22 protein-coding genes and 2 pseudogenes are annotated in these 23,660 nt (G+C 71.1%); 11 read left to right on the forward strand and 13 right to left on the reverse strand.

The window, feature by feature from the left end; all coding sequences use genetic code 11:
• Positions 1-130 precede the first annotated feature (130 nt).
• The gene (locus B1L11_RS23255; protein WP_079316448.1) at positions 131-877 is read right to left on the reverse strand and encodes a PadR family transcriptional regulator; all 747 of its coding nucleotides are present in this window, start codon (positions 875-877) and stop codon (positions 131-133) included.
• Between the two features lie 382 nt (positions 878-1,259).
• Between B1L11_RS23255 and B1L11_RS23260 the strand changes: the two genes are divergently transcribed.
• Entirely contained in the window at positions 1,260-1,982 is a 723-nt protein-coding gene (locus tag B1L11_RS23260) for a metal-dependent hydrolase (RefSeq protein WP_079316449.1), read from the forward strand.
• 255 nt (positions 1,983-2,237) lie between these two features.
• Complete coding sequence (locus tag B1L11_RS23265) at positions 2,238-5,012, forward strand: aconitate hydratase (protein WP_079316450.1); 2,775 nt, start codon at positions 2,238-2,240, stop codon at positions 5,010-5,012.
• 170 nt (positions 5,013-5,182) lie between these two features.
• On the opposite strand, the gene B1L11_RS45515 is transcribed toward B1L11_RS23265, so the two are convergent.
• Both B1L11_RS45515 and B1L11_RS45520 read right to left on the reverse strand, forming a co-directional pair.
• Complete coding sequence (locus B1L11_RS45515; RefSeq protein WP_218671261.1) at positions 5,183-5,518, reverse strand: type II toxin-antitoxin system PemK/MazF family toxin; 336 nt, start codon at positions 5,516-5,518, stop codon at positions 5,183-5,185.
• Positions 5,499-5,813: a hypothetical protein gene (locus B1L11_RS45520; protein WP_143737474.1), complete on the reverse strand. Its 315-nt coding sequence runs from the start codon at positions 5,811-5,813 to the stop codon at positions 5,499-5,501. Before B1L11_RS45520 ends, B1L11_RS45515 begins: the two co-directional genes overlap by 20 nt.
• Positions 5,814-5,989: 176 nt before the next feature.
• On the opposite strand from B1L11_RS45520, the gene B1L11_RS23275 reads away from it, so the two are divergent.
• Complete coding sequence (locus B1L11_RS23275; protein WP_079316452.1) at positions 5,990-6,715, forward strand: sulfite exporter TauE/SafE family protein; 726 nt, start codon at positions 5,990-5,992, stop codon at positions 6,713-6,715.
• Between the two features lie 97 nt (positions 6,716-6,812).
• Here the strand turns inward: B1L11_RS23275 and B1L11_RS23280 are convergent, their stop codons facing one another.
• Both B1L11_RS23280 and B1L11_RS23285 read right to left on the reverse strand, forming a co-directional pair.
• Positions 6,813-7,193 carry an FtsX-like permease family protein gene (locus tag B1L11_RS23280; protein WP_143737475.1) on the reverse strand — a complete coding sequence of 127 codons (381 nt, stop codon included), beginning with the start codon at positions 7,191-7,193 and terminating at the stop codon, positions 6,813-6,815.
• 30 nt (positions 7,194-7,223) lie between these two features.
• On the reverse strand, positions 7,224-8,630 hold the full coding sequence (locus B1L11_RS23285; RefSeq protein ID WP_079316454.1) for a hypothetical protein: 1,407 nt from the start codon (positions 8,628-8,630) through the stop codon (positions 7,224-7,226).
• A gap of 95 nt (positions 8,631-8,725) precedes the next feature.
• On the opposite strand from B1L11_RS23285, the gene B1L11_RS47055 reads away from it, so the two are divergent.
• Positions 8,726-9,148, forward strand: coding sequence for a hypothetical protein (locus B1L11_RS47055; RefSeq protein WP_179155285.1), 423 nt, complete (start codon positions 8,726-8,728; stop codon positions 9,146-9,148).
• A gap of 664 nt (positions 9,149-9,812) precedes the next feature.
• Here B1L11_RS47055 and B1L11_RS23295 read toward each other — a convergent pair.
• Both B1L11_RS23295 and B1L11_RS23300 read right to left on the reverse strand, forming a co-directional pair.
• Positions 9,813-10,631 (reverse strand): ABC transporter ATP-binding protein, encoded by an 819-nt coding sequence (locus B1L11_RS23295; protein WP_079316456.1) that lies wholly within the window; start codon positions 10,629-10,631, stop codon positions 9,813-9,815.
• Complete coding sequence (locus tag B1L11_RS23300) at positions 10,628-11,263, reverse strand: ABC transporter ATP-binding protein (RefSeq protein WP_079316457.1); 636 nt, start codon at positions 11,261-11,263, stop codon at positions 10,628-10,630. Before B1L11_RS23300 ends, B1L11_RS23295 begins: the two co-directional genes overlap by 4 nt.
• 379 nt (positions 11,264-11,642) lie before the next feature.
• Between B1L11_RS23300 and B1L11_RS23305 the strand changes: the two genes are divergently transcribed.
• The 4 genes from B1L11_RS23305 (at position 11,643) to B1L11_RS23320 (ending at position 16,282) form a co-directional block, all read left to right on the forward strand.
• Complete coding sequence (locus B1L11_RS23305) at positions 11,643-12,767, forward strand: sugar ABC transporter substrate-binding protein (RefSeq protein WP_079316458.1); 1,125 nt, start codon at positions 11,643-11,645, stop codon at positions 12,765-12,767.
• A gap of 206 nt (positions 12,768-12,973) precedes the next feature.
• Positions 12,974-13,750 carry an ATP-binding cassette domain-containing protein gene (locus B1L11_RS23310; RefSeq protein WP_079316459.1) on the forward strand — a complete coding sequence of 259 codons (777 nt, stop codon included), beginning with the start codon at positions 12,974-12,976 and terminating at the stop codon, positions 13,748-13,750.
• Complete coding sequence (locus tag B1L11_RS23315) at positions 13,747-14,994, forward strand: sugar ABC transporter permease (protein WP_079316460.1); 1,248 nt, start codon at positions 13,747-13,749, stop codon at positions 14,992-14,994. The genes B1L11_RS23310 and B1L11_RS23315 overlap by 4 nt, the downstream gene beginning before the upstream one ends.
• An 82-nt stretch (positions 14,995-15,076) precedes the next feature.
• Positions 15,077-16,282 carry an ROK family protein gene (locus B1L11_RS23320; RefSeq protein ID WP_079316461.1) on the forward strand — a complete coding sequence of 402 codons (1,206 nt, stop codon included), beginning with the start codon at positions 15,077-15,079 and terminating at the stop codon, positions 16,280-16,282.
• A 15-nt stretch (positions 16,283-16,297) separates the two neighbouring features.
• Here B1L11_RS23320 and B1L11_RS23325 read toward each other — a convergent pair whose 3' ends face one another.
• The 4 genes and pseudogenes from B1L11_RS23325 to B1L11_RS23340 all read right to left on the reverse strand — a co-directional run bounded on the left by B1L11_RS23325 (position 16,298) and on the right by B1L11_RS23340 (position 18,671).
• The gene (locus B1L11_RS23325; RefSeq protein ID WP_218671262.1) at positions 16,298-16,567 is read right to left on the reverse strand and encodes a hypothetical protein; all 270 of its coding nucleotides are present in this window, start codon (positions 16,565-16,567) and stop codon (positions 16,298-16,300) included.
• Positions 16,568-16,672: 105 nt separating this feature from the next.
• Positions 16,673-17,338, reverse strand: coding sequence for a sigma factor-like helix-turn-helix DNA-binding protein (locus B1L11_RS23330; protein WP_079316462.1), 666 nt, complete (start codon positions 17,336-17,338; stop codon positions 16,673-16,675).
• A 40-nt stretch (positions 17,339-17,378) separates the two neighbouring features.
• Positions 17,379-17,663, reverse strand: a pseudogene (locus tag B1L11_RS55070) (SDR family oxidoreductase); the annotation flags it as partial.
• Positions 17,664-17,882: 219 nt separating this feature from the next.
• Positions 17,883-18,671: a neutral zinc metallopeptidase gene (locus B1L11_RS23340; protein ID WP_179155286.1), complete on the reverse strand. Its 789-nt coding sequence runs from the start codon at positions 18,669-18,671 to the stop codon at positions 17,883-17,885.
• A 265-nt stretch (positions 18,672-18,936) separates the two neighbouring features.
• Between B1L11_RS23340 and dxs the strand changes: the two genes are divergently transcribed.
• From dxs to B1L11_RS54120, 3 genes and pseudogenes are all read left to right on the forward strand, one after another.
• Positions 18,937-20,853 (forward strand): 1-deoxy-D-xylulose-5-phosphate synthase, encoded by a 1,917-nt coding sequence (dxs, locus tag B1L11_RS23345; protein ID WP_079316464.1) that lies wholly within the window; start codon positions 18,937-18,939, stop codon positions 20,851-20,853.
• Between the two features lie 63 nt (positions 20,854-20,916).
• Positions 20,917-22,122 (forward strand): annotated as a pseudogene (locus B1L11_RS23350) (amino acid permease); the annotation flags it as partial.
• A gap of 136 nt (positions 22,123-22,258) precedes the next feature.
• A complete protein-coding gene (locus tag B1L11_RS54120; RefSeq protein ID WP_306291698.1) occupies positions 22,259-22,396 on the forward strand; it encodes an amino acid permease C-terminal domain-containing protein in 138 nt (45 codons plus the stop codon).
• Here the strand turns inward: B1L11_RS54120 and B1L11_RS23355 are convergent.
• Both B1L11_RS23355 and B1L11_RS23360 read right to left on the reverse strand, forming a co-directional pair.
• Positions 22,362-23,003: a LysE family translocator gene (locus B1L11_RS23355; protein ID WP_079316465.1), complete on the reverse strand. Its 642-nt coding sequence runs from the start codon at positions 23,001-23,003 to the stop codon at positions 22,362-22,364. The genes B1L11_RS54120 and B1L11_RS23355 overlap by 35 nt on opposite strands.
• A gap of 218 nt (positions 23,004-23,221) precedes the next feature.
• Positions 23,222-23,605, reverse strand: coding sequence for an MmcQ/YjbR family DNA-binding protein (locus B1L11_RS23360; RefSeq protein ID WP_079316466.1), 384 nt, complete (start codon positions 23,603-23,605; stop codon positions 23,222-23,224).
• Positions 23,606-23,660 lie beyond the last annotated feature (55 nt).

Genomic DNA, 23,660 nt, shown 5'->3' on the forward strand with positions numbered 1-23,660 from the left:
CTCTGATTGGCCCCGATAACGGCAACGTATGGCAAAAGAACCGCCCCCGGCGCCCGGCGCGCGCCGCCGCGGGGGTGGTGTGCGCCGCCGCCGGCGGCGGGCTCGGCGGGCTCGTCAGGGGAGACCATCGTCATTCCTCCACAGGGTCGCCGTCGGCGAGGATCTGGTACAGCCGCCGCCTGGTCTCGGTCAGGACCTGCCTCGCCTGCCTGACCTGGCCCTCGGTGCCCGAGTGGGCGATCTGGAACAGCGCGGACGCCGCCTGCCTGGACAGGTCGAACAGCTCGTGGACGTTGTCCCCGATGTCCGGCGTCATCTCCTCCCAGGGCGCCCGGACCTCGTCCCCGTGCTCCTCGACGTAGGCGCGGCCGGCCTCGGTGAGCTGGAACGTCTTGCGCCCGTCGGTCTCCTCCGCGCGCACCAGGCCCTCGTCGGTGAGCTGTTGCAGCGCCGGGTAGACCGCGCCGGGGCTGGGCTTCCATCCGCCCTGGCTGCGCTCGGCGATCTCCTGGATGATCTGGTAGCCGTTGCGCGGCTCCTCGGCGAGCAGGGCGAGGATCGCCGCCCGTACGTCACCGCGCTTGGCCTTCCTGGGCCGTCCGAAGCCCCGGGGGCCGAACGGGAAGTTGCCGCCCGCCCACGGCGGCCCGAACGGGCCCGGCCCGAAGCCGCCCCATGGGCCGCGCCCCCGCATGCCGCCCCTGTGCCGGTGCTCGTGAGGGCCCCCGCCCTCGTGACTTTCCTGGTGCCACATGGTCGCCCCCTTCATCAACGCCTCGTGCATCGCGCGCCGCATGTGGCGGCGCATCTCGTGTCTGAGCCGGTGGCCGAACTCCGGGTGCGCCCAGGGTCCGCCGACCGTGTGTGCCGAACTCATCGCAGTGCCCCCTTCTGGTTCACGATTCGTTCTCGATGTCTCAACGATATATCGCGAGCGTTCCGGCGACAATCCACGGGTAAGAGTGACATAGCTCACGAGGAAGTTTTTCGAGTAGGGGGAACAGGCCCCGAGACCGTAGCGTTATCTCTCACGAAGACGGGATCGTTCTGCTCTGAGAGGGCTGGGGGGTGCTCTTGGAGCGGGACGATCCCGTCTTTGTCGTTCCGGTCGCCGCCCCGCGCGGCACGCTCGGGCCGCCGAAGCTCCGTGGCACGTTCCCGCCGCCGCCGTACGACGGAGGGCGACACGCGCCGGGCGGGTGGGTGCTTCGCGGAATTTGTCGGTGCTTTGCCGTACAGTCTCAAAGCGTGATCTTGTCATGATGGGGCACTCGCACGCCCTCAGCGGGGCGGCGGTGTGGCTGGCGGTCGCGCCGGCCCTGGTGGCGCTGCCGGAAGCGTTGGGACATCCGGAGCTGGCGACGATGACGGGGCCGATCCTGACCCCGCCCGAGCTCGTCGCGGGCGCCGTGGTGTGCGCGGGCGCGGCCATGCTGCCCGATCTCGACCACCCCAGCGCCACGATCGCCCAGACGTTCGGACCGGTGACCTGGCTGCTCAGCAAGGGTGTGAACTTCGTGAGCGGCGGGCACCGGCACGCCACCCACTCGCTGCTGTTCAGCGTCCTGATGGGGGTGGGCGCGCACCTGCTCGGCGATCGCTACGCCATCGGGCGAGACATCCTGGTCGTGCTGATGATCGGCCTGGCGATCCGCGCCGTGGGCATCGGCGTGCCCGGCAAGACGCTCACCTCCGCGATCGTGAACGTGGCACTCACCGCGGCGCTGTTCCTGACCTTCATGACACTCGGGGTCACCTACTCCTGGCTGGGGCTGGCCATCGGGATCGGCTGCCTGGTACACGTGATCGGCGACTGCCTGACCGAGCGCGGCTGTCCCGTCTTATGGCCGATCAAGGGGCGCTGGCTCCTGCCGTGGGACATCGGCATCAAGACCGGCAAGGCGTTCGAGAAGCAGTTCCTCGGTCCCGCCCTGTCCATCGTGGTGATCGCGCTGTTCTGCCTGCGGCTCATGCCCGCCTGAGCGGGGACGCGCCCGAAGCATCCGCAGGAACTTCCCGAAAGCCGAAAAATCCGGCTGTTTGCCGACCTCAGCCCTGTGGCCGTCGGCCTACCCATTAGTAACTTGATGTCGAGATATCTTGAGGGATATCTTGACGTCGAGACATCCGCCGAGCCGCACAGGTTAGGGCAACCTAATTGTCAGGAGTGTCCCGTGCGTGCGGGAGGATGCACACGAAACCTGTGACAAGCCCGGAACCCTGGGGAGGCGAACTTCGTGTCCGCGAACAGCTTCGGCAGCCGTGACACGCTGCGCGTCGGTGACGCGTCATACGAGATCTACCGGCTGGACGCCGTCGAGGGGTCGGCGCGCCTCCCGTACAGCCTCAAGATCCTGCTGGAGAACCTGCTCCGCACCGAGGACGGCGCGAACATCACCGCCGACCACATCCGCGCCATCGCGGGCTGGGACCCGAACGCCCAGCCGAGCGTGGAGATCCAGTTCACCCCCGCCCGGGTGATCATGCAGGACTTCACCGGCGTGCCCTGCGTCGTCGACCTCGCCACCATGCGCGAGGCCGTACGCGACCTGGGCGGCGACCCCGCGAAGATCAACCCGCTCGCGCCGGCCGAGATGGTCATCGACCACTCGGTCATCGTCGACTTCTTCGGCCACCCCGACTCCTTCGTCCGCAACGTCGAGCGGGAGTACGAGCGCAACCGCGAGCGCTACCAGTTCCTGCGCTGGGGTCAGACGGCGTTCGACGAGTTCAAGGTCGTCCCGCCGGGCACCGGCATCGTCCACCAGGTCAACATCGAGCACCTGGCCCGCGTGGTCATGACCCGCGACGGCAAGGCGTACCCGGACACCTGCGTGGGCACCGACTCCCACACCACGATGGAGAACGGCATCGGCGTCCTCGGCTGGGGCGTCGGCGGCATCGAGGCCGAGGCCGCGATGCTCGGCCAGCCGATCTCGATGCTGATCCCGCGGGTCGTCGGCTTCAAGCTGACCGGCAAGCTGCCGGCCGGCGCCACCGCGACCGACCTCGTGCTCACGATCACCGAGATGCTGCGCAAGCACGGCGTGGTCGGCAAGTTCGTGGAGTTCTACGGCGAGGGCGTCTCCAGCGTGCCGCTGGCCAACCGCGCCACGATCGGCAACATGAGCCCCGAGTTCGGCTCCACCTGCGCCATCTTCCCGATCGACGGCCAGACCATCGACTACCTCAAGCTCACCGGCCGCTCGCCGGAGCAGGTCGCGCTGGTCGAGGCGTACGCCAAGGAGCAGGGCCTGTGGCTCGACCCCTCGGCGCCCGAGCCCGTCTTCAGCGAGTACATCGAGCTCGACCTGTCGACCGTCGTCCCGTCGATCGCCGGGCCCAAGCGCCCGCAGGACCGCATCCCGCTGGCGGACGCCAAGTCGGCCTGGCGCGCGGCCGTCCGCACGTACGTCACGGACGAGTGCATCGAGGGCCCCGCCGACGAGGCGTCGGCCGAGTCGTTCCCGGCGTCGGACTCTCCGGCAATCTCCCACAGCGGGGCGGGCGACGTGCCGCACGCCGTGCGGCGCAATGGCGAGCGGCCGCACCGGCCGACCCCGGTCACGCTGTCGGACGGCACCTCGTTCGAGATCGACCACGGTGTCGTCACGATCGCCGCGATCACGTCCTGCACGAACACCTCCAACCCGTACGTCATGCTCGGCGCGGCCCTGCTGGCGAAGAACGCGGTGGACAAGGGCCTGTCGCGCAAGCCGTGGGTGAAGACCTCGCTCGCCCCGGGCAGCCAGGTCGTCACCGGCTACTTCGAGCGGTCCGGCCTCCAGCCCTACCTGGACAAGCTGGGCTTCAACCTCGTCGGCTACGGCTGCACCACCTGCATCGGCAACTCCGGTCCGCTGGAGCCGGAGATCTCCGCGGCGATCCAGGAGAACGACCTCGCGGTCACCGCCGTGCTGTCGGGCAACCGCAACTTCGAGGGCCGGATCAACCCGGACGTCAAGATGAACTACCTGGCCTCGCCGCCGCTCGTGGTGGCGTACGCGCTGGCCGGGACCATGGACATCGACCTGAACAACGAGCCGCTCGGCACCGGCTCCGACGGGCAGCCGGTCTTCCTCAAGGACATCTGGCCCGCGCCCGAGGAGGTCGCGGCGGTGGTGTCGGAGTCGATCAGCCAGGACATGTTCCAGCGCGACTACGCGGACGTGTTCAAGGGCGACGAGCACTGGCAGTCGCTGCCGATCCCGACCGGCGACACCTTCGAGTGGGACCCCGAGTCGACGTACGTCCGCAAGGCGCCGTACTTCGACGGCATGCCCGCCAAGCCCGAGCCGGTGACGGACATCAGGGGCGCCCGGGTCCTGGCCAAGCTGGGCGACTCGGTCACCACCGACCACATCTCGCCCGCGGGCTCGATCAAGGCCGACACGCCGGCGGGCCGCTACCTGCGCGAGCACGGCGTCGAGGTCAGGGACTTCAACTCGTACGGCTCCCGCCGCGGCAACCACGAGGTGATGATCCGCGGCACGTTCGCCAACATCCGGCTGCGCAACCTGCTGCTCGACGGCGTGGAGGGCGGCTACACCCGCGACTTCACCAAGGGCGGGGAGCAGGCGTTCATCTACGACGCGTCGCAGAACTACCAGGCCGCCGGCATCCCGCTGGTCGTCCTGGCCGGCAAGGAGTACGGCTCGGGGTCGTCGCGTGACTGGGCGGCCAAGGGCACCGCGCTGCTCGGCGTGCGCGCCGTGATCGCCGAGTCGTACGAGCGCATCCACCGGTCGAACCTGATCGGCATGGGCGTGCTGCCGCTGCAGTTCCCGGAGGGCGAGAGCGCCGAGTCGCTGGGCCTGACCGGCGAGGAGACCTTCGACATCGTCGGCGTCGAGGAGCTCAACACCGGTTCGACCCCCGCCACCGTCACCGTGCGGGCCGGGGACGTCGAGTTCCAGGCCGTCGTGCGCATCGACACGCCCGGTGAGGCGGACTACTACCGCCACGGCGGCATCATGCAGTACGTTCTGCGCTCCCTGCTCGCCAAGAGCTGACGAGGCTCGCAAAGCGCAGAAGCGCGTCCGCCGTGAACCGGCGGCCCGGTCGACCACCGGGCCGCTGGCCCGGCGCCGCCGGTGTCACCCGTAGAGGGCCCGACTCCTGGCGTCGCGGCACAAGGAACTCCCGCTCCCCGTCCTCGGAGCAGGGTCGGTTCGCGGCTGGCCTACGCCCTGATGAGGTAGCTCAGGATGGTGCGCATCTTCGCGAGCGTGGGCTCCTCCACCCAGCCGATCCTCCTGGTCAGCCGCTGCACGGAGATGGCACGGAACTGCTCCACCATCGCCCAGCTCTGCTTCTCCAAACCCGTGCCCGGGTCGATTTCGACGTGGCTGGGCCAGCCGCGCTGCGTGGTCGTCAGCGGCACCGTGAGCACCAGGCCCATCCGCACATCGTTGACCGCGCGGCCGCTCACGACCACCATCGGCCTCGGCCCGCCCTGCTCACGGCCCAGCGGCTGACCGTAGTCGGCCAGCCACAGGTCACCGCGGGTTATCCGCATCGAACTCCTTTCGATCGAGGTGTGAAGACCAGTCCTCGGGTTCGAGGCCGTCTGAGGCGGCGCGGTCGAATACGGCCGTCTCGGCCAGATAGTCGGCCCACCCTTCCGGGTCCTCCCGCCGGGTCCGCTCGACTGCCGCGTGCATCTCCTCCCAGAACTTCTTGTGCTCGTACTCCGCGACGGCATCGTCGATCACTGCTGTCATGGGTCTGCCTTCCTGCTTGGCGATTGCCGCGATCTTGTCGCGAGTAAGCGTGCTGACCCGGATCGTCGTGTGGCGTTGCTCGCTCCCCATACCGCGAGGCTACGATCCTGTCTACAAAAAGCGCTATGGCGATGTCGCCACGTGGGAGTCTACGAAGGCTCTGATTACTCTCACAACATATTTCAATTACTGACGGTGATTGTCCGAGTTCCTGGGCCTGGATAACCGGTTGCCGGGGCGGTGGGAGGCGCCGCTAGGGTCCGCGCATGGATCACGACGTGGCGCTGCTGCTCATCGGGGGTACGGCGGTCTTCATCGGGGCGGTCGTGCAGGGCGGGGTGGGGTTCGGGCTGGGCCTCGTGGCCTCCCCGCTGATCACCCTGCTCGACCCGACGGTCATGCCCGGCGCGGTCCAGGTCGTCAACATGGCGATGCCGCTGTTCACCCTGACCAGGGAGTGGCGCAGGGCCGAGTGGCGGGGGGCGGGCTGGGCCCTGCTGGGCCGGCTCCCGGGCAGCGCGATCGGCGCCCTCGTGGTCGTCTACGTGAGCACGGCGACGCTCGGCGTGCTGGTCGGCGTGATGGTGCTGGTCGCCGTCGTGCTGACCGCCCGCGCCGTCGCCGTGCCGCGCAACGGCGCGACGCTGACGGCCGCCGGGTTCCTCTCGGGGATCACCGGCACGGCCACCGGGATCGGCGGCCCGCCGATCGCCCTGGTCTACCAGAGCGCCCGCGGCCCGCAGATCAGGGCGACGCTCGCGATGTTCTTCTGCGTGAGCGCCGCCCAGTCGCTCGTCATCCTCGCCCTCCTCGGCAAGCTGCCGCCACGCGCCCTGGCCGCCGGAGCGGCGCTGGTGCCGTTCGTCCTGCTCGGTTTCGCGGTCTCGGGGCCGCTGCGCCGCTACCTCGACGGCGGGCGGGTCCGTACGGCCGTCCTGACGGTGGCCGCCGTCTCGGCCTGCGCGCTGCTCGGGCAGAGCCTCGCCCACTGAACGCGCTCACTGAACGCGCTCACTGAACTGGGCCGAGGGGCCGCCCCCGGGCCACGGCGGGTAGCCGGCCGTACGGCCGGGAGGTCCGCGGACCGAGTCAGGCCGGCGCCTCGCGCAGACGCTCGACCCGGACGCCGCGCAGGAGCAGTTCGGCGGTCGCCGCGGCGGCGACCAGGCAGGCGGCCAGGGCGGCGGCCGCCACGAGGACGACCGGGCCGGGGACGATCGTGTACGCGAGCGCCGGCGTCAGCGGCGGCTCGGCGAACTCGGGCACCCGGGGCAGCGCCACGCGGGCGGCCGTCACGCCGGCGAGCACGCCGGTGAGACCGGCCCACGTCAGCGTCACGGCCTGCTCGATCAGCAGGGAGCGCCGCAGCGGGCCGGCGCGGGCCCCCGCCGCCTCCAGGGCGGCCAGTTCCAGGGTGCGCCGCCGCGCGGCCGCGTACAGCGCCAGGACGGCGCGGCCGAGGGCGAGCAGGGCGCGCGCCGGCCGCCACGACGAGGAGGATCAGCGCGAGACCCGGCCCCTCGCTCGCGTAACCGGTCCGCAGGCCCGCGGTGGTGCGGGTGGCCAGGACCGGCACCCCGGCGGCGCGCAGGCCCGTGAGGACCGCGCCCGCGCGGCCCGGCGCCGCCCAGATCTCGAACTCGGCCTTGTCCGAGTATCCGTACGCGGCCCGATCGGCCAGTTCGATGTCGACCACTCCGCCGGCGCGTCGAGGCCGGGCACGGCGGCGGCGGGCACGGCCGGGACGTACCCGGAGGCGAAGGCGTCGTCCAGGCCGGGCAGCTTCCGGTTGCCCGGCGTCCCGCCGGTCAGGGCGGGCAGCGGATCGGGGAACGTGGCGGGCACGGCCGCGCCCGCACCCCCGGCCGCCCCGGCCCAGGGGGACATCGACAGGACGAGCCCGGCCTGGCCGGCCACGGCGGGCCGCCACCTCGCCCGGTCGGTGAGGCCCGCGTCGAGGGCGGCCCAGCGGCCGTCCCGCCGCACGTCCAGCCCGACGACGCCCAGGTCGCCGGGCGGATGCTCGAAGTCGCTGGTGCCGGTGGGCGTGGACTGAATGCGCAGCCCGCGCAGCTCGCAGGTCCCCGTACGGCAGGCCGGGGGCAATCCCCACTCGTAGACCGTCCGCCCGTGCTCGGGCCGGGCGAGGGGGAGCACCGAGGGCCGGTCCTGCCCCGGCACCCGCACGTTCGCGAACAGGACGATCGTCCAGCCGGAAGGGATGTCGCCCACGTCGAGGCGGGCCCGGATCCGGTCGCCGGTGAGCGGCACGCGGGGAGCCACGGGGGCCGCCAGGCGCGGCGTCAGGTCCTCCAGTGCCCGGCCTCCCGCGTACGACGGACGCCACAGCGCGACGGCGGCGAACCTGGCGGGGTCGGTCGCCAGCATGACGGGCGGCCCGGGCATGCGGACGACCGGCGCGCTGCCGGGGATGCCGGCCGACACCCGCCGCAGCGTCGCGGCGTCCCCGGCCCGGACCACGAACACGGTCTCCGCGCCGTTGTGGACGCGGGCCACCTCGGCGAAGTTGCGCGAGGTGACCGACCATGCCGCGACGGCGAAGACCGCAAGACCCAGCCCCGCGCCGAGCACGATCACCGTGCTGCCGGTGGCGCTCCCACGGGCGATCTGGCGTACGGCGAGGAAGGGCGCGATCCCGCCGCGCGAGCGGGTGAGCCGGAACAGCGCGGCGCACGCGAGCGGCAGCAGCCGCCGCGCGAGCAGCGCGAACGCCACCGCGAGCAGACCGGGCGCGAGCAGGGCTCCCGTGTTCTGTCCGGCGGAGCCGCTGATCGGGCCGCCGGCGAGCAGTTCGACGAGACCGACACCGGTGAGGGCGAGCACCACGGCCTCGGGGATCCAGGTGCGGCGCCGGGCGCGCGGGGTGCGCCGCCACTGCTCGACCACGGGACGCGTGACGGCCGCTCCACGCCGCCGCGGCGGCGGCGAGCAGCCCGCCCGCGACGGCGGCCGGGCCGTAGAGCGCGGTCGGCCCGTCCAGCGTGACGGGCACGTCCGCGCGCAGGAACTCGCCGGCCAGCCGCGCGGCCACCGCCCACGCGGCGGCCAGACCGAGCGGCAGTGCCGCCAGCAGCAGCACCACGGGTTCCGACAGGCCGAACGCCCACACCCGCGCGGTGCTCAGGCCGCGCAGCCGGGCCAGGGCGGTCTCCGGGGCGCGGGCGGCGACGAGGTCGCGCACGGTGAGGAACAGCAACAGCCAGCCCAGCGCCACGAGCTGCAGGGTCACGAGGGTCACCGGCACCGACAGCGAGTCGATCTGGCGGCGGATCCGCGTGAGCGTGTCGTCCATGTGGGTGAATACCGTGACGGCGTCCCCGCTCCGCCCCATGCCCGCCAGCCGGGCGTGCGCCGACTCCAGCCCGGCCAGGTCACCCCCGCCGATCACCCGCGGGTCGGTGTAGACGATCGCGTAGCCGGTCCAGGCGTTCCCGGCGGCGGCGTCGGCGGCGCTCGCGCCGGTCGGCAGGCCCGACCGCGCCTGCGTCTCGGGGACCGTGAGGAGCGGATCGCCGTTCCCCTCGCTCACCCCGGCCGTCTGGGGGAACAGGTTGCGGCCGAACCAGAAGGGGTCGCCGGGGTCGGCCCGGTAGATACCCACCACCCGCAGCGGCACGAGGCGCTCCTCGCCGTCCTCCCACGTCGTGATGGAGGTGAGCTTCACGTCCGCCCCGACCCGGAACCCGGACGCGCGGGTCACCATGATCTCCATGGCCGAGCGCGGGCAGCGGCCCCTGAGCAGCGTCACGTGGCCGCACTGGCCTTCCTGCCACATCAGCGGGTAGGTCTTCTTGCCCCGCGGGTCAGGGCTGAGCAGTTCGGCGCCGGGAACGGGCGGCCGCAGGTACGGCGCGGACACCCGGCGGGCGAGATCGGCGGCGTCGCCCCGCACCGACGTGACACGCCAGCCCCGGTGGTCGGGAGGGGCGGTGTCCAGGGCGTCGCGGAGCACGGCGGCGCGCGCCGCCTGGGCGTAGAGGGGGCCGAGGGACGCGGCGGCCACCGTGACGGCGGCCACGACGAGAAGCGCGAGCGACAGCCACCGGCGCCGCCACAGGCCGCGGAGCGTCATTCGCCGGCCCTCCGCAGGATCACGCCGTCGCGCAGCGGCTCGACCCGGGCCATCGACCCCGGCGGCAGCAGTTCGTGATACTCGGGCGGAAGCTGGACCGCGCCCTCGCGCCCGATCACCACGAAGTCCTCCCCGTCCCTGCCCTCGGCGCCGATCCGCCCGTCCCTGATGGTGACCGTACGGCTCATGGCCTCGCTGACCCGGGGATCGTGGGTGACCACCACGGACGTCGGGCCCATCTCCTTGATCAGCTCGACCACGGCCCGGCCCGACTCCGCGTCGAGCTGGCTGGTGGGCTCGTCGGCGAGCAGCAGGCGGGGCCGGTTGGCCAGCGCGATCGCGACGGCGAGGCGCTGCTGCTCGCCGCCCGACAGCAGCCCGGCCGGGCGGTCCCGCACGGAGGTGAGGCCGACCCGCTCCAGCAGTTCGCCCGCCGGCCGCCGGGCCCGCCGCCGTACGGCCCGCTGGGCGAAGGCGACGTTCTGCGCCGCGGAGGCGTACGGGATGAGGTTGCGGGCCGGATTCTGCAGGACGACGCCGATCTGGGCGGCCCGCAGCCGGTCGAGAGCGCGCGGGCCGAGCCTGCCGACCTCGGCGCCGCCCAGCCACAGCCGTCCCGCGCTCGGCCGGAGCAGCCCCGCGAGCAGCCACAACAGGGTGGACTTGCCCGCTCCCGAAGGCCCGAGCAGTGCGACGCTCTCGCCGTCCTCGACGACCAGGTCGATGTCGCGCAGCGCGACGACCTCGATCTCCCTGGTCTTGTAGATCTGCACGACGCCGTCGCAGCGCACGGCCGCGTTCGCAGGAGCGGTCACCGCCGGCTCACCGCCGCCCGCAACTCGACCACGCGGTCGCACCGTCCGGCCACCTCCGGATCGTGGGTGGCCACGACCAGGGCGGCGGGCGACGCGAGCAGCGCCTCCAGCACCAGCGCCCGGTTGACCTTGTCCTGCTCGGCCGTCGGTTCGTCGGCGAGCAGCACCCGCGGCCGGAGCGCGAGGGCCCGGGCGACCGCCACCCGCTGCTGCTGGCCGCCGGACAGCTCCTCGACCAGGTGCTCGGCATAGGCCGTGAGCCGCATGCGCGCCAGCGCCTCGGCCGCCTCGGTCCGTGCCTCCCCGGCCGTACGGCCCGCGGCGCGCAGGGCGACCTCCACGTTCTCCGCGGCGGTCAGCAGCGACAGCAGGCCGTAGGACTGGAAGACCAGCGCGGTCTCCCGGCGCAGGTCCGGGCGCTCGCCGAGCGGTACTCCGCCGACCAGCACACGGCCGGAGGCGGGCGCCAGCAGGCCGCCGAGCGTGGTCAGCAGGGTGGTCTTCCCCGAGCCCGAGGGGCCGACGAGGGCGACGCGCTCGCCCGGCGCGACGTCCAGCGACAGGTCGCGCACGACCTCACGGCCGCCGGCGCGGCAGCTCAGCGACTGGCAGGACAGGACGGGCTGGGGCATCACCGGCCTCCGCATCGCCGGCCCCGCCGCCACACGCGGGGGGCGTCCCCGCCGACAGTAGGAGCCCCTTGGTCACGAACGTGTCACGATCACCTGTCGAACCGGGTGGGACGGAACGCCGCCTGATGTTGATCGTGCGTTTCTTCATTGTTACCGCGGACAACAAACGTTACCGTCCTGTGTCTTTCACCACCTGGGCTTTGGGCTTACGTTGTCTCAAACAACATTCCCTGGAGCGGTGAACGCCGTGACCCGGCCCCTGCCGTACCGGGTGGCCAAGGTGCCTACAGCCCACAAGATCTGCCCAGACGGCGGGACGGGGCACCGGCTCGGCCGCACCCCCTCATAGACCCCCAGTCAAAGAAAGGACCCACGCATCATGCGCAAGGGGATCCTCAGCATCGGCGCCGCGGCCGCGGCGCTCACCCTCGGTCTCACCGCCTGCGGGGGCGAGAGCGGTGACACCTCCGCGCAGTCCAGCGGCGCCCCCTCGTCGGCCGCCGCCGGTGACGCCAAGCCCGGCAAGATCGGCGTCATCCTGCCGGACAGCAAGTCCTCCGCCCGGTGGGAGACCGCCGACCGCAAGTACCTCGAAGAGGCGTTCAAGGCGGCGGGCGTCCAGTACGACATCCAGAACGCCCAGGGCGACAAGACCGCGTTCCAGACGATCGCGGACCAGATGATCACCAACGGCGCGACCGTCCTGATGATCGTCAACCTCGACAGCGGCACCGGCAAGGCCGTGCTGGACAAGGCGAAGTCCCAGGGCGTCGCGACGATCGACTACGACCGCCTCACGCTCGGCGGCAGCGCCTCCTACTACGTGTCGTTCGACAACACGGCGGTCGGCAAGCTGCAGGGCGAGGGCCTGGTCAAGTGCCTGACCGACAAGAAGGCCGACAAGCCGATCATCGCCGAGCTGAACGGCTCGCCGACCGACAACAACGCCACCCTGTTCAAGCAGGGCTACGACAGCGTGCTGCAGCCGAAGTACGACTCCGGCGACTACAAGAAGGGCCCGGACCAGTCGGTTCCGGACTGGGACAACACCCAGGCCGGCACGATCTTCGAGCAGATGCTGACCCAGGAGCCGAAGATCGCCGGCGTCCTCGCCGCCAACGACGGCCTCGGCAACGCCGCGATCTCGGTGCTGAAGAAGCAGAAGCTGAACGGCAAGGTCCCGGTCACCGGCCAGGACGCCACCGTGCAGGGCCTGCAGAACATCCTCGCCGGCGACCAGTGCATGACGGTCTACAAGGCCATCAAGAAGGAGGCCGACGCCGCCGCGCAGCTCGCCGTCTCGCTGGCCAAGGGCGAGAAGCCGCAGGCGAGCGGCACGGTCAAGGACACCGAGGGCAACCGTGACGTCCCCTCCGTGCTGCTGGAGCCCCAGGCCATCTACTTCGACAACGTCAAGGACGTCGTGGCCGACGGCTTCGTGAGCAAGGACGAGCTGTGCACCGGCGACTTCGCCGACAAGTGCACCAAGGCTGGCATCAGCTAAGCACATCCATCCACCGGGTGCGTACGGCGACGCGGACCCCCTGAGCGGGTGACGTGCTGAGCCGCGACGAGCACCGTGCGGGGCGCCCCGTCCTGGCCTGGCACCGTTCTGACCAGGCACAGGGCGCCCCGCACCGCCCGGAGCGACGAGAGGCGGCCCGGAGAACGGCGCCGTACCGGCCCCATCGATCTACGGAGTAGCCCATCGTGTCCCAGGGACCGATCCTGGAACTGCGCGGCATCAACAAGAGCTTCGGCCCCGTGCAGGTCCTTCACGACGTCGCCTTCTCGGCCTATCCGGGCGAGGTGACAGCACTCGTCGGCGACAACGGCGCCGGCAAGTCGACGCTGGTCAAGTGCATCGGCGGCATCCACCCGATCGACTCGGGCGAGTACTTCTTCGAGGGCGAGCGGGTCCACGTGAGCGGGCCCAGGGACGCGGCGGCGCTGGGCGTCGAGATCGTCTACCAGGACCTCGCCCTCTGCGACAACCTCGACATCGTCCAGAACATGTTCCTCGGCCGCGAACGCCGCAGCGGTCTGGTCCTGGACGAGGACACGATGGAGGAGATGGCGGCCAAGACCCTGGCCGGCCTGTCGGTCCGCACCGTCAAGTCGCTGCGCCAGCACGTCTCCAGCCTGTCCGGCGGTCAGCGGCAGACCGTGGCGATCGCCAAGGCCGTGCTGTGGAACAGCAAGGTCGTCATCCTCGACGAGCCGACCGCGGCCCTCGGCGTCGCGCAGACCGCCCAGGTGCTCGAACTGGTCCGCCGCCTGGCCGACAAGGGACTTGCGGTGGTGCTCATCTCCCACAACATGAACGACGTCTTCGCCGTGTCCGACCGGATCGCGGCGCTGTACCTGGGACGGATGGCGGCCCAGGTCAAGGCATCCGAAGTGACCCACGCGCAGATCGTGGAACTGATCACCTCCGGGCGCAGCGGGGAGCTCGGGCTCAAGAACGGCAACGGAGCGGCATCATGACAACCGAAACGCTCCCCAAGCAGGAGAACGCCGAGTCCGCACTCGGCGTGCACGTCAAGGGCTACCTCGAGCGGGTCAAGGGCGGTGAGCTGGGGGCGCTGCCCGCGGTCTTCGGCCTCGTCATCCTCTGCGTGGTCTTCTCGGTCCTGCGCCCGGCCTTCCTGTCGGCGGTCAACTTCGCCAACCTGTTCACCCAGGGCGCGGCGGTCGCCGTCATCGCCATGGGCCTGATCTTCGTGCTCCTCCTCGGCGAGATCGACCTGTCCGCCGGTTTCGCGAGCGGCGTCTGCGCGGCGGTGCTCGCCGTGCTGCTGACCCTGCAGGGCTGGCCCTGGTATCTCGCCGTCCTGGCCGCGATGGTCACCGGCGCGCTCATCGGCCTGGTGCTCGGGTCGCTGGTGGCCAAGCTCGGCATCCCGTCCTTCGTGGTCACGCTGGCGGCGTTCCTGGCCTTCCAGGGCGTCGTGCTGCTGCTGGTGAAGGACGGCACCAACATCTCGATCCGGGACGAGACGATCCTCGCGATCGCGAACAAGAACGTCCCGCCGGTCGCCGGCTGGGTGGCGCTGGTCGTGGGCGTCGCCGCGTACGCCGCCATCCAGTTCCTGCAGGCGCGCCGCCGCGCGGCCCGCGGCCTGGTCGCCACTCCCATCGCGGTCATCGCCGCCCGGGTCGTGACGCTCGCCGTGGTCGCGGGCGTCGCGGTGTACGTGCTCAACCTGGAGCGCAGCCGCAACGCGGCGATCGTGTCGCTCAAGGGTGTGCCGATCGTCGTCCCGCTGATCGTGATCCTGCTGATCGTCTGGACCTTCGTGCTGCGGCGCACGGCGTACGGCCGGCACATCTACGCGGTCGGCGGCAACGCCGAGGCCGCCCGCCGGGCCGGCATCAACGTGGACCGCATCCGCATCTCCGCCTTCGTCATCTGCTCCTTCATGGCCTCGATCGGCGGCATCATCGCGGCGTCGCGGGCCAACTCGGTCGACCCCAACACCGGCGGCAGCAACGTGCTGCTGTTCGCGGTGGGCGCGGCCGTCATCGGCGGCACCAGCCTCTTCGGCGGCAAGGGCCGGGCGCTCGACGCGCTGCTCGGCGGCGCCGTGGTCGCGGTCATCGAGAACGGCATGGGCCTCATGGGCTACAGCGCCGGCGTCAAGTTCGTCGTGACCGGCTCGGTGCTCCTGCTCGCCGCGGGCGTGGACGCGCTGTCGAGGAAGCGCGCGGCGGCGACCGGCAGAAGATGACGTGATCGGGCCCGATAAGGTGATCTCCGACCCCTGACCTGCTCAGGTTCCCCCCGACCCCACGGAATCCGAGGCTGTCCCGATGATGCGCGCCGGTCCCTCACAGGAGGAGATCCGCAAGCACAACCTCGGGACGCTGCTGCGGCACGTCCATCTCGGGGGGCCGACCTCGCGGGCCGAGCTGACCTCGCTGATGGGGCTGAACCGGAGCACCATCATGGCGCTCACGGCGGACCTGACGGCGGCCGGCCTCGTCAGGGAGGAGTTGCCCAAGGACACCGGCCGGGCGGGACGGCCGTCGCTGGTCGTCCGCCCGGAGACGGCGCGCGTCTACGTGCTCGCCTTCGAGGTCGGGGTCGACCGGCTGGCCGCCGCGCGCATCGGCCTCGGCGGCGTGATCCTCGACCGCCGCGAGGTCGTACGGGCGCGCGGGCCGTTCGACATGGCGCAGGTCGTGGGGACGCTGGCGGGCTTCGCCCGGCAGATGCGGCGCAAGACACGCGAGGACACGATCTGCGTCGGCGCGGCGGCGGCGGTCTCCGGAGTGGTCCGCGCCTCCGACGGCGTGGTCAGGATCGGGCCCAACATCGGCGCGTTCGAGGTGCCGCTGGGGGAGGAGCTGACGAAGCGGCTCGCGCTCGGGCTGCCGGTGGCGGTGGGCAACGAGGCCAACCTCGGCGCGCTCGCCGAGCACACCCGCGGGATCGGCGCCGGCTGCCGCGACCTGGTCTACCTGCACGGCGACGTGGGCATCGGCGGCGGCATCATCGTGAACGGCCAGCTCCTCGGAGGGTACGGCGGCTACGGCGGCGAGGTGGGCCACATGGTGGTCAACCCCGACGGCCGCCCGTGCGCCTGCGGCTCGCGCGGCTGCCTGGAGGCCGAGGTGGGGGAGCCGGCCCTGATGGAGCACGCCGGCCGGTACGGCGAGATGATCGGCAGGGACGCGGTCCGCGCCGTCGTCGACGCCGCCGACCGGGGCGACGTGATGGCCCAGGAGGCCCTCGCCCACGTGGGCAACTGGCTCGGGCTCGGCGTCGCCAGCCTGGTGAACATCTTCAACCCCGAGATGGTCGTCTTCGGCGGCATCCTTCGGGAGATTTACCTGGGCTCGGCCGCCCAGGTGCGCAGCCGGATCGCCACCGGCACCCTGCGCGCGACGCGGGAGCAGGTCCGGCTGCGCACCTCGGCCCTGGGCGACGACGCGACGCTGATGGGGGCCGCCGAGCTGGCCTTCGCCCAGGTGCTCGCCGACCCACTCGAAGCACTGTCCCGGGTCGCCCCCTGAGTGACGGCGAAGACGCTACGCGGCGGCGACGAACGCCCTGAACTGCCGCTCCAGCGTCTTGGCCACACCGCCACGCCAGCTCTCGGCGATGGCCTCGGACACGGGGTCGGGGAAGATGTCCTCCTCGTCCTTCTCCACCCCGTCGAAGACGGCTCGTGCGACGGACTCCGGAGACGCCTTCGGTATGTCGAGGTTTCGGGACATGCCGGTGTCGATGGGTCCGGCCAGGACGGCATGGACGCCGACGCCCCGCCCGGCCAGAAGAGCACGCAGCGCCTGCGTCATGGAGAACGCGGCCGGGTGATCAGAACGGTCTTGTCTGCGATGTTCGCCATGAGGGCGACTCTCCTTGTCTTCTTCCTTGCGCGATGGTGCAGGCCGGGCTTCGGCTCAGGTCGCGAGCGCCGGTGCGTGACCGAACGTCGGCACCAGGCTCGGGTCGATGAACGTCGTGATGCGGCTGATCCGGGTCCCGATCAGGGTCAGGACCTGCACTCCGTACGCTTCGTACCGGCCGCCGTCCACGCGCTGGTAGGCGACGAGCGCGGGCTGGCCGTTGGCCTGGGTGGGCTCCATCCGCCACAGGTCCGGGACCAGTACGTGATCGGTCAGGAACCCGACGACGGCCTGCCGTCCGGTGAACCAGGTCGGGATCGGCGGCATCTCCAGCTCGACGTCGGCCCGCAACAAGGTCACCAGCGCGTCGGCGTCGGCCCGGGTGAACGCGTCGACATAGTCGTCGAGGAGGATCCGCCGGATCTCCTCGTCCGGCTCGGCCAGGTCGTCCTCGACCGGTCCGGCCGCGGCCAGGCGGGACCGGGCGCGGCGCAGCGCGCTGTCGACGGCGGCAGCCGTCGTGTCCAGCATCTCGGCGACCTCCGCCGTGCGGAAGGCCAGTACGTCGCGCAACGTCAGCACGGCCCGCTGCCGGGCGGGCAGGAGCTGGAGCGCGGCGATGAAGGCCAGCCGCACTCCGGTCCTGCCGGCCACGATCGCCGCCGGGTCGCCGGTGGCGAGCAGTCTGTCGGGGCCCCGCCCGGATCCAGGTGAAGACATGCCGGGTGTCGGCGTGCCAGTTGCGGCCGAAGGTCTCCCAGGTCTGCTCGTGCAGGGGCGACAGGTGCGGCGCCGCACCGGCGTTGAGGACGATCAGGCCGGGACGGTGCTCGCGGATCACCTCGTGCACGAGCGTCTCGTCGGTGGCGTCGGCGGGCAGGGGGGTGAAGGCCCTGCCGAGGCCGTGGCGCACGGCACCCAGCTCTTGCTCGTCGCGCGCGACGCCGACCACGCGGGTGCCGGAGGCGACGAGCGCGGCGGCGATCGCGCGCCCGAAGCCCCGGCTCGCGCCGGTGACGACGGCGGTCTGGAAGGGGTTCGACATCGAAGGCTCCGTAGGGTGGAGGAACTCGTTCGATATCAAGACCCGTCACCGGAGGAGAATCCGGCGTCGCGCGGGAAATCTAAGGAGTGATCTGAGTCACAGCCCGGATGCCTCCGCTCGTACGGCGCGTCGAGCGCCTCTTCCGGACGGGCGGCGGCGCCCCGCAGGCGGCGCAGTCCGGCTGCGCCGCGGCGAGGAGCGAAGCGGGAGATCGAGAGCCTAGGCGGTCCTGGCGGCGGGGGCGGAGAAGGTGTTGCACACCTTGGGGCCGTTGCCGTACCAGCCGCGCTTGAGCCAGTAGCGGATGTTGCCCGCCTTACCGTGCCACTTGTCGCCCACGATCCACTTGAGCTGCTCGTCCCAGTCGAGCTGGTCGCGGCCGAGCGAACGCCAGACGCTGCCGATGAAGGCACCGGAGAAGCACTCGGCCTGCAGTTCGATGCGGCGGTTGAGGTCGTACATCCGCTTCTTGCTCAGCTTGGGGTACTGCCGGGCGAACTCGTACAGGATGCCGGCGCGGTCCTGGGCGTAGTGGCCGTACTCGTGGGCGATGACCGTGAAAAGGTTGAACTCCGTGGGGTCGGACAGCTGCCCCTTGGACAGCAGGATCCACATGGTGTGGTTCCTGGGGCAGTACAGGCCCGCCGCGTAGCCGGCCGGGTATTTCCCGCAGCCCGTCCCCACGCTCTTGGTGATGTAACGCACCCTGGGCGGGGAGAACGGCAGTCCGGCCTGCGTGAACTCCTCGGTCCAGGTCCGGTTGAGGCAGTCGAGCAGGTTGTCCAGATAGATCCGATAGGTGTCGATGTCGCCGGGCCGGCGGCTCAGCTCGGCGCATTCGAAGAACTCGAACTCACCCGTCGTGTAGAGCGGGTTCCTCGTCAGTGCTCCCGGGCCCATGGGCACGGGCCGCGCCGACGACGCGGCCGGTGCCGCCGTCGTGCCGGACGCGCCCGCCGTGCCGGTGAGGGACAGGACTGCGGCCACCGCCGTGGCTGCGACGGCCACCGCGCGGAGGCTTATGCGAATCATCAGTGGGCATCCCAAGCGGACAGAGAGATAGTCGGGAATGTGGTGAAACGTCCGAATGCCCGGTAATGCGGACTTTTTCCTTCGGAGGATCATGAGGGTAGGGCAGGAGGCGACGACGGGTAAAGCGGGATCGACGTCGGCACCGGGAAGGTCTTGTGAAGGTTCGGTGCAACCCCTGATACCCCCGCACCTTCCTCGAACTAGACTCGATCCGTTCGATGGCGAGCGGGAAGGATGAGCGGTGGGGATTCTGGAGACGATCAAGGACCCGCTCGACGTGAAGCGCCTTGAGGCCGGGGAACTGCCCGTGCTGGCCGAGGAGATCCGCGACCTGCTGGTCTCCTCCGTCGCGAAGACCGGCGGTCACCTCGGGCCCAACCTCGGCGTCGTCGAGCTGACCATCGCCCTCCACAGGGTCTTCGACTCACCGCGCGACCCGATCCTGTTCGACACCGGCCACCAGGCGTACGTGCACAAGATGCTGACCGGGCGGGCCGGGCAGTTCGGCACGCTGCGCCAGGAGGGCGGCCTGTCGGGGTATCCCAGCCAGGCCGAGTCCGAGCACGACGTCATCGAGAACTCGCACGCCTCCACCGCCCTGTCGTACGCCGACGGGCTGGCCAAGGCGATCACGCTGCGCGGGGAGACCGGCCGCACGGTGGTGGCCGTGATCGGCGACGGCGCGCTGACCGGCGGCATGGCCTGGGAGGCGCTGAACAACATCGCCGGGCGCAAGGACCTGCCGCTGATCATCGTGGTCAACGACAACGGCCGCTCCTACTCGCCGACGATCGGCGGTCTCGCCTCCCACCTGTCGTCCCTGCGGATGACCCAGGGCTACGAGCACGTGCTCGAACTGGTGAAGAACAACCTCGGCCGGGTGCCCGTGGTCGGCGCGCCGCTGTACGACACCCTGCACGGCATCAAGAAGGGCCTGAAGGACATCCTGACCCCGCAGGTCATGTTCGAGGACCTCGGGCTCAAGTACGTCGGCCCGATCGACGGCCACGACGAGGGGGCGGTGGAGGCCGCGCTGCGCCGCGCCAGGGGCTTCCGCGGGCCCGTCATCGTCCACGTGCTCACCCGCAAGGGCAACGGCTACTCGCACGCGGAGAACCATGACGAGGACTGCTTCCACGGTCCCGGCCCGTTCGACCCGCTGACCGGCGAGGAGCGGCCCAAGCCGCACAGCTGGACCAATGTGTTCAGCGAGGAGATCGTGAAGATCGGCGGCGAGCGGGACGACGTGGTCGCGATCACCGCGGCGATGCTCCACCCGGTCGGCCTGGCGGCGTTCGCCGAGGCGTACCCGGACCGCATCTACGACGTGGGCATCGCGGAGCAGCACGCCCTGACCAGCGCCGCCGGGCTCGCGATCGGCGGCCTCCACCCGGTCGTGGCCCTCTACGCGACGTTCCTCAACCGGGCCTTCGACCAGCTCCTGATGGACGTGGCGCTGCACCGCCTGCCCGTCACCGTCGTGCTCGACCGCTCGGGGGTGACGGGGGACGACGGCCCCAGCCACAACGGCATGTGGGACCTGTCGATCCTGCAGGTGATCCCCGGGCTGTCGATCGCCGTCCCGCGCGACGGCGCGCGGCTGCGCGAGCTGCTGGCCGAGGCGGTCGGGATCGGCGACGGCCCGTCGGTGGTCCGCTACCCCAAGGGCGGCCTGCCCAAGGAGGTGGAGGCCGTCGGCAAGCTCGGCGAGATGGACGTGCTCCGCGCCGGGGACGCCGACGTGCTGCTGGTCGCGGTCGGTCCGATGGCCGAGGTCTGCATGGAGGCCGCGAACCTCCTCGACGCGCAGGGCATCTCGGCCACCGTGGTGGACCCCCGCTGGGTGAAGCCGCTGGACCAGGCCCTGGTGCTGGCCGCCGCCGCGCACAAGCTGGTCGTCGTGGTGGAGGACAACGGCCGGGTCGGCGGCGTGGGCGACGCCGTGGCGCGCCTGCTGCGCGACGCCGACGTGGACGTGCCGGTGCGGACCTACGGCATCCCCCAGCGCTTCCTCGACCACGCCAAGCGGCCCAAGATCCTCTCCGAGATCGGCCTGACCGGGCAGGACCTCGCCCGTCAGATCACCGAGGCCGTGGCGCGCCGGTCGCAGGTGATGGAGAGCCATCCGGCGCGGCTGGCGCAGCCCACAGACCGATAACTATGAGTAATACCGGTGTGACCGGGAAGTCTGCAGGTCATCGACGTGATGAGGAGCCTGCGGATGAGCCTTTTCCGGACGAAGCCGGTAGAACAGTCGATTGAGGATGCCGAAGGCGGCGAACATCGGCTCAGGCGCAGCCTGAGCGCTCTCGATCTCACCGTCTTCGGCATCGGCGTGATCGTGGGCACCGGCATCTTCGTGCTGACCGGAGTGGCGGCGCGCAACACGGCCGGGCCGGCCGTCGCGATCTCCTTCGTGATCGCCGGGATCGTGTGCGCGCTCGCGGCCCTGTGCTACGCCGAGTTCGCCGCCACGGTCCCGGTCGCCGGCTCGGCCTACACCTACGCGTACGCCACGATCGGCGAGTTCCCGGCCTGGATCATCGGCTGGGACCTGATGCTGGAGCTGGCACTGGGCGCGGCGGTGGTCGCCTCGGGCTGGTCGGGCTACTTCGCCTCGCTGCTGAAGAACTTCGGGATCTACCTGCCGTCGTCCATCGCCGGCGACGAGGCCGTCTTCAACGTCCCGGCGGCGCTGATCGTGATCCTGCTGACCGGGGTGCTGGTGGCCGGGATCAAGATGTCGGCCCGGTTCAACGGCGCCATGGTGGCGGTCAAGCTGGCCGTGGTGCTGCTGGTGATCATCGCCGGGTCGTTCTTCGTCAAGGGGGCCAACTACCGGCCGTTCATCCCGCCGTCGCACCAGATGGCCGCCGGGGAGGGCATGAAGACCCCGCTCATCCAGGTGCTGTTCGGCGTGCAGCCGGTCGCGTACGGCGTCTTCGGCGTCTTCACGGCCGCCGCCCTGGTGTTCTTCGCCTACATCGGCTTCGACGTCGTGGCGACCGCGGCCGAGGAGACCCGCCGCCCGCAGCGCGACCTGCCGATCGGGATCATCGCCTCGCTGGTCGTCTGCACGATCCTCTACGTGGCGGTCTCGCTCGTGGTCGTCGGCATGCAGCACTACTCGGAGCTCAGCGCGTCGGCCCCGCTCGCCGACGCGTTCCGGTCGGTGGGCCAGCCCTGGATGGCGACGCTGATCAGCGTCGGAGCCATCGCCGGGCTCACCACCGTCGTGATGATCCTCATGCTGGGCCAGAGCCGGGTGCTGTTCGCGATGTGCCGCGACAGCCTGCTGCCCCGCTCCCTCGCCAAGGTCCACCCGACGTTCCGCACGCCGTACCGGATCACGATCGTCATCGGCGCGGTCACCGCGCTGCTCGCGGCGCTGATCCCGCTGAGCGCCATCGCCGAGCTGGTGAACATCGGCACGCTGTTCGCGTTCGTGATCGTCGCGGTGGCGGTGGTGGTCCTGCGCAGGACCGCCCGACCTGCCCCGCTCCTTCCGCACGCCGTTCGTGCCGGTGGTGCCGATCCTTTCGATGCTGGCCTCGGCCTACCTGATGCTCAACCTGCCCCTGGAGACGTGGTACCGGTTCTTCATCTGGATGTGGGTGGGCACGGTCATCTACTTCCTGTACGGCTACCGCCGCAGCAGGGTGGCCGCTACCACCCCTGGGAAAGCAGTCCTCGAACGGTGAGCATGACGCCGACGGCGGCCAGCAGCACGCCGCTCGCGCCCAGCAGCAATCGGTAGCCGCGGGGGGTCAGCCGGTGCCGGCCGGCCCCCACGGCTCCCGCGAGCGCCACCTTGGAACCCACCAGGACCAGGTAGAACCCGCCCCCGAAGGCCAGCGCGTACGCCGGGGCCCGGTCCCACGCCGAGACGAAGATCGGTGAGCCCACCGCGATCCAGAACAGCCAGGGGTGGGGGTTGAGCAGGTTCACCACCACGCCGCGCAGGACCTCCCCGGCGGAGGAGGGCGCGTCCTCGCCGGGGCGGGGCGGCAGGGCCGTACGGGCCTCGCGCAGCGTCTCCACGCCGAGGTACACGACGTAGAGCCCGCCGCCGACCGACAGCACGCGCAGGAGCACCTGCGGCAGCGCCCCGACGGCCGTTACGGCGAGCAGCACCACGGGCAGGTCGGACAGCAGCGGCACGCAGGCCAGGCGCACCCCCGAGCGGAACCCGCCGCGCAGGCTGGCCGTGATGACGAGCGTCAGCAACGCACCGGGCGTGACGCCCGCGCCCAGGCCGAGACTGAGCCCCATCAGCAGTTCCGTCACGCCGGCGACCTCCCGTTTCATCCGCACGTGAGGCTATCGCCGGTGGAGCAGCGGGGGAGCACGCGACGGAAGAGATCACCCCGGGCAGCGTGCCGGCACCCCGGCCGGCGTGTTCGCCTGGGCGCCCCGCCTCGTCCAGATGCCCGATGAACGGGCGCCCGTGGCTGACCCCGGGCAGCGCCAGTGCCGTCTCGCGCACTCTGTCCTGGAGCTTCTCGCCGCTGATGGGCATGACGAAGTCAGGCGCGGCGGCCGTAGGTGCGCGGATCCACGGGCTGCTCGGACGTGGGAAGCCCGCCGACCACGAGACGGTAGGAGTCGATCACGAGCTCCTTCACCAGCTTCTCGTCGATGGTGCCCCCGCCTTCCACCGTGATCCAGTGCCTCTTGTTCATGTGATAGCCGGGGGTGATGTCTGCGTGCTGCTCACGCAGGGCTGCGGCGTCGTCCGGATCAGCTTTCAGGATCACGACGGGGCGCCCTGGCATGTCGGTCATGAGCATGAAGACCTTGCCGCGCACCTTGTAGAGGTGCCAGTCGGGGCCGAAACGATGCTCCAGGTCGGTGCCGGGCAGTCCGGCAGTGCAGTCGGCCGCGATCTTCTGCAGCTCCTGTCCGTCCAAGGTGATCAACTCCTCTGGCGATCCGAGTGCCCTGACCGCCCGGTCAAGGACCAAG

Source organism: Microbispora sp. GKU 823, assembly GCF_002027145.1.
Classification (GTDB): domain Bacteria; phylum Actinomycetota; class Actinomycetes; order Streptosporangiales; family Streptosporangiaceae; genus Microbispora; species Microbispora siamensis.